The organism is Nocardia sp. IFM 10818, assembly GCF_054655275.1.
This window is the reverse complement of record NZ_BAAHJH010000001.1, coordinates 4,987,233-5,000,017: the sequence shown is the minus strand read 5'-3', so window position 1 is coordinate 5,000,017 and position 12,785 is coordinate 4,987,233. Positions and strand designations below refer to the sequence as shown.

General features: G+C 67.9%; 12 protein-coding genes. 5 read left to right on the top strand and 7 right to left on the bottom strand.

The annotated features are described in order from the left end of the window. Positions 1-88 precede the first annotated feature (88 nt). Complete coding sequence (locus ACYQ5L_RS23125; protein WP_459960099.1) at positions 89-1,294, bottom strand: DUF7373 family lipoprotein; 1,206 nt, start codon at positions 1,292-1,294, stop codon at positions 89-91. Positions 1,295-1,402: 108 nt separating this feature from the next. Here ACYQ5L_RS23125 and ACYQ5L_RS23120 point away from each other — a divergent pair, with 108 nt between their 5' ends. From ACYQ5L_RS23120 to ACYQ5L_RS23105, 4 genes are all read left to right on the top strand, one after another. Continuing rightward, on the top strand, positions 1,403-2,911 hold the full coding sequence (locus tag ACYQ5L_RS23120) for a serine/threonine-protein kinase (protein WP_459960097.1): 1,509 nt from the start codon (positions 1,403-1,405) through the stop codon (positions 2,909-2,911). 91 nt (positions 2,912-3,002) lie between these two features. Then, positions 3,003-4,127 carry a serine hydrolase domain-containing protein gene (locus ACYQ5L_RS23115; RefSeq protein WP_459960096.1) on the top strand — a complete coding sequence of 375 codons (1,125 nt, stop codon included), beginning with the start codon at positions 3,003-3,005 and terminating at the stop codon, positions 4,125-4,127. 76 nt (positions 4,128-4,203) lie between these two features. Further along, positions 4,204-5,532 carry a polysaccharide pyruvyl transferase family protein gene (locus ACYQ5L_RS23110; protein WP_459960095.1) on the top strand — a complete coding sequence of 443 codons (1,329 nt, stop codon included), beginning with the start codon at positions 4,204-4,206 and terminating at the stop codon, positions 5,530-5,532. A 15-nt stretch (positions 5,533-5,547) separates the two neighbouring features. After that, positions 5,548-6,384 (top strand): glycosyltransferase family 2 protein, encoded by an 837-nt coding sequence (locus ACYQ5L_RS23105; RefSeq protein WP_459960093.1) that lies wholly within the window; start codon positions 5,548-5,550, stop codon positions 6,382-6,384. Between the two features lie 50 nt (positions 6,385-6,434). Here the strand turns inward: ACYQ5L_RS23105 and ACYQ5L_RS23100 are convergent, their stop codons facing one another. Beyond that, entirely contained in the window at positions 6,435-7,070 is a 636-nt protein-coding gene (locus tag ACYQ5L_RS23100; RefSeq protein ID WP_459960092.1) for an MspA family porin, read from the bottom strand. A 112-nt stretch (positions 7,071-7,182) separates the two neighbouring features. Next, on the bottom strand, positions 7,183-8,268 hold the full coding sequence (locus tag ACYQ5L_RS23095) for a class I SAM-dependent methyltransferase (RefSeq protein WP_459960090.1): 1,086 nt from the start codon (positions 8,266-8,268) through the stop codon (positions 7,183-7,185). A gap of 14 nt (positions 8,269-8,282) precedes the next feature. Between ACYQ5L_RS23095 and rfbC the strand changes: the two genes are divergently transcribed. After that, a complete protein-coding gene (gene rfbC / locus ACYQ5L_RS23090; RefSeq protein ID WP_379194408.1) occupies positions 8,283-8,849 on the top strand; it encodes a dTDP-4-dehydrorhamnose 3,5-epimerase in 567 nt (188 codons plus the stop codon). Here the strand turns inward: rfbC and ACYQ5L_RS23085 are convergent. Genes ACYQ5L_RS23085 through ACYQ5L_RS23070 form a run of 4 tightly spaced genes read right to left on the bottom strand, consistent with a single transcriptional unit; the run spans position 8,833 to position 12,531 of the window. Then, complete coding sequence (locus ACYQ5L_RS23085) at positions 8,833-9,861, bottom strand: NAD-dependent epimerase/dehydratase family protein (RefSeq protein ID WP_459960088.1); 1,029 nt, start codon at positions 9,859-9,861, stop codon at positions 8,833-8,835. The genes rfbC and ACYQ5L_RS23085 overlap by 17 nt on opposite strands. Before the next feature lie 2 nt (positions 9,862-9,863). Beyond that, entirely contained in the window at positions 9,864-10,514 is a 651-nt protein-coding gene (locus ACYQ5L_RS23080; protein ID WP_459960086.1) for a PIG-L deacetylase family protein, read from the bottom strand. Beyond that, entirely contained in the window at positions 10,511-11,293 is a 783-nt protein-coding gene (locus tag ACYQ5L_RS23075) for a sugar phosphate nucleotidyltransferase (RefSeq protein ID WP_459960084.1), read from the bottom strand. Before ACYQ5L_RS23075 ends, ACYQ5L_RS23080 begins: the two co-directional genes overlap by 4 nt. Continuing rightward, positions 11,290-12,531 carry a methyltransferase domain-containing protein gene (locus ACYQ5L_RS23070; RefSeq protein ID WP_459960082.1) on the bottom strand — a complete coding sequence of 414 codons (1,242 nt, stop codon included), beginning with the start codon at positions 12,529-12,531 and terminating at the stop codon, positions 11,290-11,292. Before ACYQ5L_RS23070 ends, ACYQ5L_RS23075 begins: the two co-directional genes overlap by 4 nt. Positions 12,532-12,785 lie beyond the last annotated feature (254 nt).

Below are 12,785 nucleotides of genomic sequence, written 5' to 3'. Positions count from 1 at the left end.
CTCTTGCAGCGCAAGTGTATGCGAATCCGCCCGGCCAGGCGGGCAATCGATCCGCAACGAACCGACCGTTCAGCCGGGGCGGACGGCCTCAGAGACTATTGGCGAGCAGGGCGTACTGGGCGGCTGCCTTCTGGAGCACATCGGCTTCGGTATCGCTGTGGAGGACCGCGAGATAGCGCTTGTAGCTGACGTAGCAGCGGTAGGGGGCTTCGACCGCGTCGGCGCCGCTGTAGAGGAAGCACTTCGCGCCCGGCACCGACTTGGGGGCCGGGATGCCGTTGTATTCCGAGGGCAGTTCGCCGACAAAGCCTTTCAGCAGTTCGGTGGCGGCGGCGGTGTCGCGGGTGCGGTGTAACCAGGAATTGTCGAGGACCGCTATGCGGTCGACGCCGGCCCCGGTGAGCTGGCGGGTGGCGAAGGACTGCTCGTAGGCATTGTGGATGTAGCTGGCCGGACCGTAGACGGCGAAGGTGTAGGGATCGGGGGTGCGGCCGCTGCGGTCGGCGGTGACCACACGGGCGAGCATATTGTCCGGATCGACCTTCAGGGTGTCGAGTTCGTCCCGCGGGGTCGCGGCGAAACTGTCCAGCAGCGCCACCTGCGGGGTCAAGGATTTGCGCACCCAGTTCAACAGGTCCGCGGAGTCGGCGTTGGGGCGCTGGATGTAGAGGGAGACGACGAATTGCTTGTGTGCCAGGAAGACTCCGATACTGGCGACGGAGGGCCGCCAGTGGATGTAGGCATCCGGGAACTCGGCGAGGTTCAACCGGCGGTTCTGGTCGGCGGCGAAGGCGAAGTCGACGTCCTCCAGTTCGCGGGCGGCCAGTTTGGCGGTGGCTTCGCTGGGAAAGCGCATGACCAGGTCACTGACGGTGGTGGTGGTCGGCGCGGGAACATCCTCCCCGGGCGGATAGTCGGCATCGCCGGCGTCCATGCCGTAGGCGGTGATCATGTCGTGGCGGCTCAGCACGGCCGCGGAACCGTAGGCGAGGTAATTGTCCTCGGCGGCCTCGGCGTCCACCACCACATCGCCGCCGAGGCCGACGATGAGCGAACTGTCGATGGCCGGGCCCGCCGGCAGCGCCTCGGACATGCGGATGCCCTCCAGCAGTGCGCCCGCACCGCGCGAATCCTGATCGTAGGTGTGCCGGTTCACCTCGTAGGAGCCCACGTCCAGCCCCCGCACATCGGATTCACCGGCCACCGGGGTACCGCTGACGGCACAGCCGGTGACCGCGATCGATATCGGGATGAGCAGGGCGAGAACGACGGCACGGTGCGTCCGCAATGACATGCGCGGCATGACTAACCCCCAAATGCGCCTCGGTCCACCGGACCGCTGTCCCTATCGATTCTGCGCTACGGTGATCGGCAGCATGTAGTACTCGGAGGTAGTGGGGTCGTGGCGAGGACACTCGCGCAGGGGCAGGCATTCGCGGGCTACCGCATCGACCGGCTGCTCGGCGTCGGCGGCATGGGCGAGGTGTACCTGGCCCGCGATCGGGATCTGCCGCGCCCGGTGGCCTTGAAGCTGCTCAGTCCCGCCATGGCCGGTGAACCCGAGGTCCGCGAACGCTTTCTGCGCGAGGCCGATACCGCCGCGCGGCTGGGCCACCCGAATATCGTCGCCGTCTACGCTCGCGGCCGCGAGGCCGACCGGCTGTGGATGGCCATGCAGTACATCGAGGGCACCGATGTGGCCGCCGTCCTGCGCGAGGGCGCCCTCCGCCCGGACCACGCGGTCCGCATCCTCGGCGAGACCGCCAGGGCCCTGGACCACGCGCACCGCTCGGGCGTCCTGCACCGCGATGTGAAACCCGCCAACATCCTCCTGGAATGGGGTCCCGAGCAACGGGTGTTCCTGGCCGACTTCGGAATCGCCAAGGCCCTCGACCAGACCACCGGCATGACCCGTACCGGCGAAATGTACGCCAGCTTCCAATACGCTTCCCCGGAACAGTTCGAACTCCGCGCCGACGTCGACCATCGCGCCGACGTGTACGCCCTGGGCTGCACGTTCTTCCACATGCTCACCGGAGAACTCCCGTACCGGGGCAGCAGCACCGCACAACTGGTCAACGGCCACCTGAACGCCCCGATCCCACGCCCCAGCCAGCGAAACCCCCACGTACCCATCGCCTTCGACGAAGTCATCGAAGGCGCCCTCGCCAAGAATCGCGACCACCGCTACAACAGCTGCGGCGAATTGGCCGCCGCGGCCGCCCGCGCCCTGGCCGCCCCGCCCGCCTACGCCCCACCCGGCGCACCGGCCGACCGCACCGGCGCGCCGACACAGATCGGCTACGCGACCACCCAGCCCGGCCGCCCGCCGACCCAGCCGGGCACTCGCCCCCCGCTGCAGCCGAGTCCCGCGCCCCCGCCCCGCCGCGGCCGCAAGCGCCTGCTGGCCGCCGCCGCAGCGGTATTCGTCCTGGCCTTGGCCATCGGCCTCGGATTCGGCACCGGCGCACTGCATATCAAGTGGGGCGCCGCCGACATGGGCGGCGGCCCATCCATCTCCGCCACCGACCCCTCCCGCGCGGCCGCCATCCAGGCTGCCTGCGACCACGCCCTCCTCATGTCCACCTACGACTACGCCAACGGCGACGCCTGGCAGGAAAAGGTTCTCGCCGGCGCCACCGGCTCCTGGAAATCCCAAGCCCAGACCATCCTCCCCACCGTTCGCCTCCTGGTAGAGGCCGATCCCGAGAAGAGCCGCGGCACCGACGCCACCTGCACCGTCACCTCCGGCTCCGGCACCCACTACGAACTCACCGCCGCTGTCACGGTCCTCAACCAAACCCAGGGCAAACCCGACACCACCGAAACCGAGAACATCACCATGGCCATGGACTACGTCGACGGCCGCTGGCTCTGCTCCAGGTTCACCAGTCCGCTGTTCCCGGCCTGATTTCGAATTACCCTGGGTTCGAACCTGTTCGGGGTGTGGCCCGTATGAGTTGGTAGCCGGTGCGCAGGCCGGTCCCGGTGCAGGAGGACGCATGCGGATTGCTCTGGGGATCGTCGCCGTGGTGGTCATGGTCCTGACGGGTGGCCAGGGTGCCCTGGCGCAGCCGAGCGCGCTGGCGGAGACGCTGCGGACCGGGCTGGAGTCGATCGTGTCCGGGGTGGCGGTGCCGGGGGCGCAACTGGTGCTCACCGAGGGCGGGGTGGATACGCATATCGTCAGCGGGGTGGGCGATCTCGGGACGGGGGCGGGGTTCCCGGATTACGCGCAGATGCGGATTGCCAGCAATACCAAGACTTTTGTGGCCGCGGTGGTGTTGCAGCTGGTGGGGGAGGGGCGGGTCGAGCTGGATGCGCCGGTGGAGCGGTATCTGCCGGGGGTGGTACATGCGCCGGGCGGGGACGGGAATCTCATCACCGTGCGAAATCTGTTGCAGCACACCAGCGGGATTCCGGATTACCTCAACGAGCTGGACTTGGAGTCGGTGGCGGCGCTGCGGGCGGGGCGGCCGGTGGAGGAGCTGATCGGGATCGGGATGGGGAAGACGGCCGAGTTCGCGCCGGGGGAGCAGGCGCAGTATTCGAATACCAACTACCTGCTCGCGGGGCAGTTGATCGCGCGGGTGACCGGGATGCCGGTGGGAATCGAGGTGACCAGGCGGATTCTCATACCGCTGGAATTGCACGACACGTATTGGCCGCTGTATCCGGCGGAATCGGTCCTGCGCGGACCGCATGCGCGGGCCTATCACGAATTCGACGGCGCCCGGATCGACATCACCGATATCGATCCCGGCTGGGGACTTCCGGACGGGGCGATGGTGTCCAGCGGCGCGGACCTGAATCGATTCTTCATGGCCCTGCTGTCGGGGCGGGTGGTCGCGCCGGCCCAGCTGGCGGAGATGCAGCGCACCGTGGCGACCGGTGACGCGCGCCGCTCGGAGGACTTCGGGCTGGGGCTTTTCCGCTGGACCACGTCCTGTGGAAGCGACGCCTGGGGACACGGCGGCACCATGCACGGCAGCTTCGTCTACGGCGGGGCAACCGCCGAGCGATCGGTCACCGTGGCCATGAACCAGATTCCGGATATCCTCGCCGCCCGCTCCCGTAACATCGACCTCGACGAGGTGGTCGATGCTGCGCTGTGCGCACCTCGATGATCTGCGATAGATTCGCTGCGGATTCGTGCTCGGCATAGAACTACCGGCATTGCCGGGCTCCGGAAGGAATCTCGAGTTGGGGACATCTGGCGCGGGGGATGGTGCCGGGTACCGGATACTCGTCGACAACGGCGAGTACTGGTTACGCAATCGCGGGGATATCGCCATGATGGTGATGACCGTGCAACGGCTGCGGGAACGCTGGCCGGGCGCGCGGATCGGCATGCTCACCGACCAGCCGCGGGTGCTGCGGGCGGTGCTGCCCGAGGCGGAACCGGTGTTCGCGGCCGCCGGCGGCCATTGGGGCAGAAGCGGATTGGCCGGGCAGGTGGATGCGCTGCTGGGTACAAAACTGGTCGGTCCCGCGGCTTTGCAGTGGCGGGCCGCCACCGAGGTGCCCAAACATCATCTGCGCGGGGCGCGCAAGCAGGTGCGCGCCATGCTGCGCGGAGAACGCGAACCGGAGCCCTCGGGCATACCGGAGCTGCCGCCGGTGCCCGCGGCGATCCGGACCGCCTCGCTGGTCATCGCCCAGGGCGGCGGCTACATGACCGATGTCGATCTCTACCAGGCGCATCGCACCCTCAATCTGCTCGAGCAGGCGCAGCGGCTGGGCATCCCGAATGTCATGCTCGGGCAGGGGCTCGGGCCCATGCAGCATCCGGAACTGGTGCGTCGCGCGGAGCAGGTGCTGCCCGGCGTCGATCTGATCGCGCTGCGCGAGGGCGTGCGCGGGCCCAAGCTGCTGGCCGAACTCGGCGTGCCCGCCGAATCGGTCCTGGTCACCGGTGACGACGCCGTCGAATTCTCCTATCGGATGCGGCGTCCGGAGATCGGCGCCGACCTGGGCGTCTGCCTGCGCATCGCCGACTACTCGAAGGTCAGCGATTCCGCCCGCGACACCCTCGGCGCGGTGGTGCGGGCGCGGGCCGAGGAGTTCGACGTCGCGCTGTCGCCGCTCATCATCTCCGAATACGACTCCGAGGACCGCACCTACACCCTGCCGCTGCTGGCGGGCGCGCCGCGGGTGCGGCCGGTCATCGGCCGGGGCGGCAGCGCGGCGGATGTCGCCCGCCAGGTCTCGCGCTGCCGGATACTCGTCACCAGTGCCTATCACCTGGCGGTATTCGCACTCTCCCAAGGTATTCCGGCGGTCGCTGTAACAGCCTCGCAGTACTACGACGACAAGTTCTATGGGCTGGCCGACATGTTCGGCGCCGGGCTGCGGATCGTGCACTGCGACGTCGACAACCTGGAGTCCGAACTGACACGCGCGGTTCGGGAATTGTGGGAGTCGGCGCCCGAACTGCGGGATACGCTGCAGCAGAAGGCAGTCGAGCAGATCGACGCCGGCCGCGCGGGTCTGGAACGGGTGTTCCGGCTCGTGCCCGACACTGCCGACTGAACCGCAGGGGGAGTCATGGCCAACTTGTCGGTGTGCGTACCGGCCTACAATTCGGCGCGCACGCTCGAGACCACGCTGCGCTCGATTCTGGCGCAGGACACCGAATGCGAGGTGCTGGTGCTCGACAATGCCAGCACCGACGAGACCGGCACCATCGCCAAATCCTTCGACGATCCGCGCGTGCGGGTGCACCGCAATGACGAGACGCTGCCGATCGGGGAGAACTGGAACAAGGCGGTCTTCCTGTCCGCCGGCCGCCTGGTGAAGGTGGTGTGCAGCGACGACATCCTGCTGCCCGGCGCACTGGACAAGCAGCTCGAGGTCATGGGGGACAATGGAATAGCGATCTGCTCGTCGAAATTCGAGGTCATCGACGAGGACGGCGCGGTGGAGGAGACCGGGCTCGGCCTGCCGAATCTGCTGGGCCAGCAGGATGTGCGCACGCTCATGCGCACCATCGTCCGGCGCGGGCCCGCCGATTTCGGGCCGACCGCCGCGGCGGTGTTCCGGCGGGCGGATTTCGATCGGGTCGGCGGCTTCCGGGGCGATCTGGTGTTCCCGATGGACGTGGATCTGTTCGCCCGGGTGTGCGCCTTCGGGCACTTCTTCGGCATGCCCGAAGTGCTTGCCGCCTGGCGTAATTCGAGTTTCAACCTGTGCAGCAACACCTCCACGGTCAGCAAGCTGACCGAGATGCTGCGCTTCCACCACCGGCTGGGCACCGAGTATCCGGAGTTCGTGGGCCGCAGCACGGTGCTCGGCGGTGATCTACGGCTGGCGCGGGCGGCAGCGGAGCGGGTTCGTATCCGGGCGACGGCCACTGTCCTCCGCCGCCCGGAACTCCTGCACTGACCACTGTCCGGTGGTGCGGCCTTTGGGGGCCAAGCCCCCAAACCCCCTTATTAGATAGTCCAGAGGGGACCGTAGGTGACGACGGTATCGCCGGCGCTGCTCACCACGGACACCCACGGGCGGATGGTGACCTGCCCGAGCACCCCGCTCACGGTGCCGTGGAAGCCGGACATCTGGATGAAGCCGTCGCTGCCGGAGATCTCACCGCTGGCGGCCTCGATGGTCTGGATGCCCGGACCGAAGCCGACCGACAGCTCGATGCCGGCCTGCGGAATGAGCTGACCCAGATTGACGCCGGGGGAGTCGTCGAGCTCGAGCCCGAGACTCGGGGTCCACCACTGGAAGCGGATCTTGCCGTCCAGGGTGGCGGGATAGCCGACCTGATAGCCCAGGGTGATGCGGCCCTCCCAGTTGTCGCAGCCCGGGCCGGACACCCGGAACGAGGCGCGCCCGTCGTGGAACCATTCGCGGGTCAGGGGATTGCCGTCCAACGGCGCCACGAAACTGATGCGCGTATCGGACTGGATGGCCTCCACCGTGCGATCGTTGCGGTCCACGATGGAGTTGGTGCTGTCGATGGCGGCGCCGGAAGGGCCGGCGCCCAGAGCTAGGCCGACGGTGAGGGCCGCCGTGACGGCCATGGTGCGCGCGGTGGCGCGTGTACGGATGTACTGCGAACGCTTCATGATGTTCCCCATTCCCTCATCAGGTTGTGCGTCGCGTAATAGCTACGCGTACAAGAATTCCCCTGCCAAACGTTGATATTCTATGCCGATCTGCCATGAATCACATTGATGGTCAAAGACATTCGGGCGGATCCACAACCCACCTCCCCTCCAGTTCGGGCCAGCGCGACCGCACCTCGGGGAGCAGGTCGGGCAGCGTGAGCAGCACCAGGTCCGGGTGTGCGGCAACCAGTTCGGCGGGGCCGATAATGGGCACATCGGTGCCCGGCATACGCCGTCCCTGTTTGGCGGGAGATGCGTCGGCCACCGCGGCCAGCACCGTGGCGTCCAGGCCCGCGAGATGGAAGAGCGCGACCGCGCGCGAGGCCGCGCCATAGGCGTAAACACGCCTGCCCGTGGCTTTTTCGTGGTCGAGCCAGGAGCGCAGCAGCCGCGCCTGCCGATCGGCGGCACGTTGCAGCCGCCGGACCGTTTCCGGATGGGTGACCGACGCTTCGGCCTCGATGATGCGGGTGACCGTCTCGTCCGCCGCCGCCGGCGCGTGGACCGCGGCGACGAGCACGGTACCGCCGTACAGCTCGAATTCCCAAGCGGTCGTGAGGGACATCCCGGCGTCTTCGAGCAAGTGGCGCAATGCGGCCAGCGAGTAGTAGGCGAAGTGCCCGTGCCGCAAGGCATTCCACTGACCCTGGGAGACAATGGCGTGCAGCGAATGGAACTGCAGCAGCAGGACGCCGCCGGGCGCGGTGGCGGCCGCCCGGGCCGCGAACGCGGCCCGCTGATCGGGCTCGTGCATGATGCCGAAACAGTCGATGACGACATCGGCGGGCGCGGCGGTCTCGGTGAATCCGCGCGCGGCGAGCAGGGGCAGCCAGCTGCCGCCGTGCGGGCTGCCGAATTCCCGTACGGTGCGCCCGGACAGCCGCCCGGCGGCGGCCACCCGGTGCAGGGCGTCGGCGGCTTGATCCCGCAGGGCCTGCGGCTCCACCCCGCGCGGTTCCGCGGTGACGGTGTCGTCCTCGGCGAGCTGCGCCAGCCCGCACTTCCCGCACAGATCCATGGCCAGCGGATGCACCGCGTCGGCCGTCGTGCCCAGCGGCGGAAAGTCATCCGCCGCAGGCATTTTGCCCAGATCCAGCACCCGGTCCAGGGTTCCGGAGCCGCATCCGCGACATCCGCGCGTCACCGCCCCGGTCATGGCACCATGACCTGGTGCGCATCGAACCCACCAAGCTCGCCGACGTGCTGGTGCTGACCCCGCAACCCTTCCGTGACGGCCGGGGCCTGTTCACCCGGACCTTCGACGCCGAGCAGTTCGACGCCTTCCTCGACACTCCGGGCCTGGCCGCGACCTTCCTGCAGGATTCGCAGTCGCGGTCCTACCGCGGCGTGGTGCGCGGCATGCACGGCCGGCTCGGCCGCGGCGAGGCCAAACTGGTGCGCTGCGCGCACGGGGCGGTGCACGACGTGCTGGTCGACATCCGCCCGGATTCGCCGACTTTCGGTCACCAGCAGGCCTTCCTGCTGGACGACAACGACTTCCGGCACCTGTACGTGCCGCCGGGCTTCCTGCACGGTTTCCAGGCGCTGAGCCCGGTGGCCGACGTCTGCTACCGCATCGACCGGCCGCACGATCCGGCCGAGGACATCGGCGTCGCCTACGACGATCCGGAGCTGGCCATCGCCTGGCCGCAGCCGGTGACCGTGGTCTCCGACCGGGATGCGCACGCGGGCTCCTGGCGCGATCTCCTCGACCGGCACCTCAGGCCCCGATCCTGATCCGGCGCAGCTCCTCGTCGAGGACGCCGGACTCCTGGAGGGATCGCAGGTGCGCCAGACGGGTGAAGCGATGGAAGAAGGCGTCGGCGGTGAGCCCGCGCGCGATGTACTCGCCGTACAGCTCGCCCGCACCGTCCGGAATGCTCCAGGCGGCCTCGAAGCCCAATTCCATGCGGGCACAGGAGAAGTCGACCCGATAGGAGCGCGGGTCCGCACCGCTCTCCCCGGTGATCTTCAGCGTGGACCCGGGCACGGTGTCGACGACCGCCTGCGCGATCTCGGCCACGGTGAGGTTATTGGCCTCGGTGCCGACGTTGTAGGCGCGGCAGTGGATGGCGTCGATGGGCGCGGTCAGGCAGACGGCGAAGGCGGCGGCGATATCGCGGGCGTGCACCAGCGGCCGCCACGGCGTGCCGTCGGAGAGGACCTTCACCTCACCGGTCAGCACCGCGTACCCGACCAGATTGTTGAGCACGATATCGGCGCGCAGCCGCGGTGAGAAGCCGAACGCGGTGGCATTGCGCAGGAATACCGGGGAGAAGCCGGAATCGGCGATGGCGGCCACATCGTCCTCGACGCGCACCTTGGATTCGGCGTACGGGGTGAGCGGGCGCAACGGGGCGTCCTCGGTGACCAGGCCGTCGCCCGCGGCGCCGTAGACCGAGCAGGTGGAGGCGTAGAGGAACCGGCGCACCCCCGCCTGTTTGGCCAGCTGGGCCAGCCGCACCGAGGCGTGATGATTGATGTCGTAGGTGATCTGCGGCGCCAGCGCGCCGAGCGGATCATTGGACAGCGCCGCCAGATGCACGACGGCATCGAATCCGGTCAGCTGGTCGACGGTCACATCCCGCAGATCGACCGCGAGCGCCGGCGGTGCGGGCGGCGCCTCGCCGAGCACGCAGTCGGCGAAGAAACCGCTGTCCAGACCGGTGACCTCATGCCCGGCGGCCTGCAGCACCGGCACCATGACGGTGCCCAGATAGCCCTGATGGCCGGTGACCAGAACACGCATGATCATGCACCTCCGAAAGTAAGGGTGGCCTTGTCGAGCAGGAACGCCTCCGCGTGCATCGCGCGGCACTGCACGCCGCGCAGCCGCGTCAGCGCCAGGAAGGACTGCTCGTCGAACCAGTCCCGATGACGTTGCGAGGGATAGTGCTTCAGCAGCAGCGCGGCCTTGTGCTCGGCGATCCCGTCCGCGAGCGGATGGAATACCGTGGGCTGTGGAGTGTCGTTCTCCCACTTGAGGATTTCGTAGCCGAGCAGCAGATGATCACGGAACTCCGTGGGCGCCAGCTCGGCCAGCAGCCGGTGGTCCTGATGCGCGTCGCCGCGCTGCGGGGCGAACACCACATCGGCATGGCCGCCGCGCCGCAGGGCCGCCACCGCGTCCTTGACCCGCTCCCAGTGCGCGGGCGCGTAGCCGTCCGGCACATCCAGGATGCGCAGATCGAGATCGGCTCCGGGACAGAAGGATTCCAGCGCGACCTGCTCCTCGCGGGCCCGGTCGGTGCCGGCGCCGCTGAGCACCAGCGCGCGGATGCGCACGCCGGGCACGGCGGCGGCCAGGGTCAGCAGGGTGCCGCCCATGCCGATGGCCAGATCATCGCAATGCGCGGCCAGCAGCGCGATTTCGCGGATCGCGCCGGTGTGGAATCGGATCATGGGCGAGGCTGCTCCCAGACCATCCAGGGACGATCGCCGCGCTGATACCCGGTATCGAGCTCGGCGCGTTCCTTGAAGGTGTCGGCGGGCTTCCAGAAGCCGTGGTGCTGATAGCCGAACAGCCGGCCCTGGGCGGCCAGCGCGCCGCAGGCGTCCTCGACCAGATCGCCATTGGGCGGCAGCAGGTCGAAGACCTCCTGGGTGAGCACGAAGTAGCCGCCGTTCTCCCAGATCGGCAGGCGCGAGACGGGGGTGATGTTCTTGACCTCGCCCGCGGTGTTCACATCCACGCAATGGAACGACGACTGCGGCGGCACGATCATCATCGACGCCGCCGCGCCGGAATCCTGGAAGTCGTTGATCATCTTGTCCAATGGCGCGTCGGTGAGCACGTCGGCGTAATTGGCCAGGAAGTACCGCTCACCGTCCAGGTACTCGCGCACCCGGCGCAGCCGCTCGCCGATGGGGGATTCCACCCCGGTGTCGACGAAGGTGATGGTCCAGTCGCTGATATCGGATTGCAGCAGCTCCACCCGGCCGCCGCGAATGACGAAATCATTGGAGACCGACTCCTGATAGGTCAGGAAGAAGTTCTTGATGTGCGCCGCGCCGTAGCCCAGGCACAGGATGAAGTCCTTGTGCCCGAAGTGCGCGTAGTACCGCATGACATGCCAGATGAGCGGGCGCGGGCCCACCATCTGCATGGGTTTGGGGATCATGTCCTCGGTGCCGTTGCGCATGCGCATGCCATAGCCGCCGCAGAACAGTACGACCTTCATTTCACTTGCCTTTCCGCAGGCCGGGCGCTGTGCAGGGTGGGGAGGGGGTAGACGAGTTCGCCGCCCCGGTCCAGGACGTGCGCCAGCTGTGCGGTGATCTCGGTTTCCAGATTCCAGGGCAGCACGACGACCACATCGGGTTTGTCGGCGTCGATGCGCTCGGGGGCGTGGATGGGTATGCGGGTGCCCGGAGTGAATCGACCGTGCTTGTAAGGGTTGCGGTCGACGGTGTACTCGAGCAGGTCGGTGCGGATGCCGCAGTAGTTGAGCAGGGTGTTGCCCTTGCCGGGCGCGCCGTAGCCGACGACGCGTTTGCCGGAAGCCTTGGCCTCCAACAGGAATCGGAGCAGATCCTGGCGCACGCGCTCGGTGCGCGGGCGCAGTTCCAGATAGCCGGACACCTCGTGCAGACCGGCCTCGGCCTCGAGGCGCAGGACCTCCGCGACCCGTTCGGTGGGCTGGGCGACGGCCTCGGGCCGGGCCCATAGTCGCAGCGAGCCGCCGTGTGTGCCGAGCAGTTCCACATCGACCACCGCCAGGCCCGCGGTCGCCAGGGCGCGCTGCGCCGAGAGCACCGTGTAGTACTGGAAATGCTCGTGATAGATGGTGTCGAACTGGCCCAGCGCCACCAGGTTCAGCGCATGGTGCACCTCGATGGACAGCCAGCCGTCGTCGGCCAGCAGGGCGCGCAGTGAGCGGGTGAAGCCGAGCAGATCCGGAATGTGGGCGTACACATTGTTCGCCACGACCAGGTCCGCCGGGCCGTGCTCGGCGCGGATCCCGGCGGCCAGCCGCTCGTCCAGGAAGGCGGTCACCGTGGGCACGCCCTTCTCGCGCGCCGCCGCACCGACGTTCACCGACGGCTCGATGCCCAGGCACGGGATGCCCGCGGCCACCGCGTGCTGGAGCAGGTAGCCGTCATTGCTGGCGACCTCGATCATGAAAGACGAATCTTTCATTCCGAGCCGCGCGATTGCCTGATTCACGAAGAGTTCGGCATGCCTGACCCAACTGTCCGAAAAGGACGAAAAGTAGGCATACTCCGTGAAAGTCTCCTCCGGGGTTATCAATGCCGGAATCTGCAAAAGCAGGCAGTTCTCGCACAACCGCAGATGCAGCGGATAAGTGGGCTCCGGCAGATCCAGTTCGGGCGCCGTCAGAAACTTCTCGCAGGGCGGCGTCGCACCAAGATCGAGAATGCTGATCAGGCTGCTGGATTCACATAGACGGCATTGCACGCAGTTCCCCACCTTTCACCGAGACCCGGACCCACCGGAAGGCCGGCTGCACTGTGGTCGGATCGGTCCGGCCTTACGTTACAACAGGATTGACCTGGCCCCTGGCCGTCTTGACGTGATGCGATGGTGATCAGGGGGTAAATTTCTGCGACCCGCAGAACCGGGCGTTCGGTCGGCAAACTTACGAGTCGTGCACGGTAAGGGTTACATGCTGGTCACGCGGCGTGTCCAGTGCCCGCGGACCTGCGATTTTG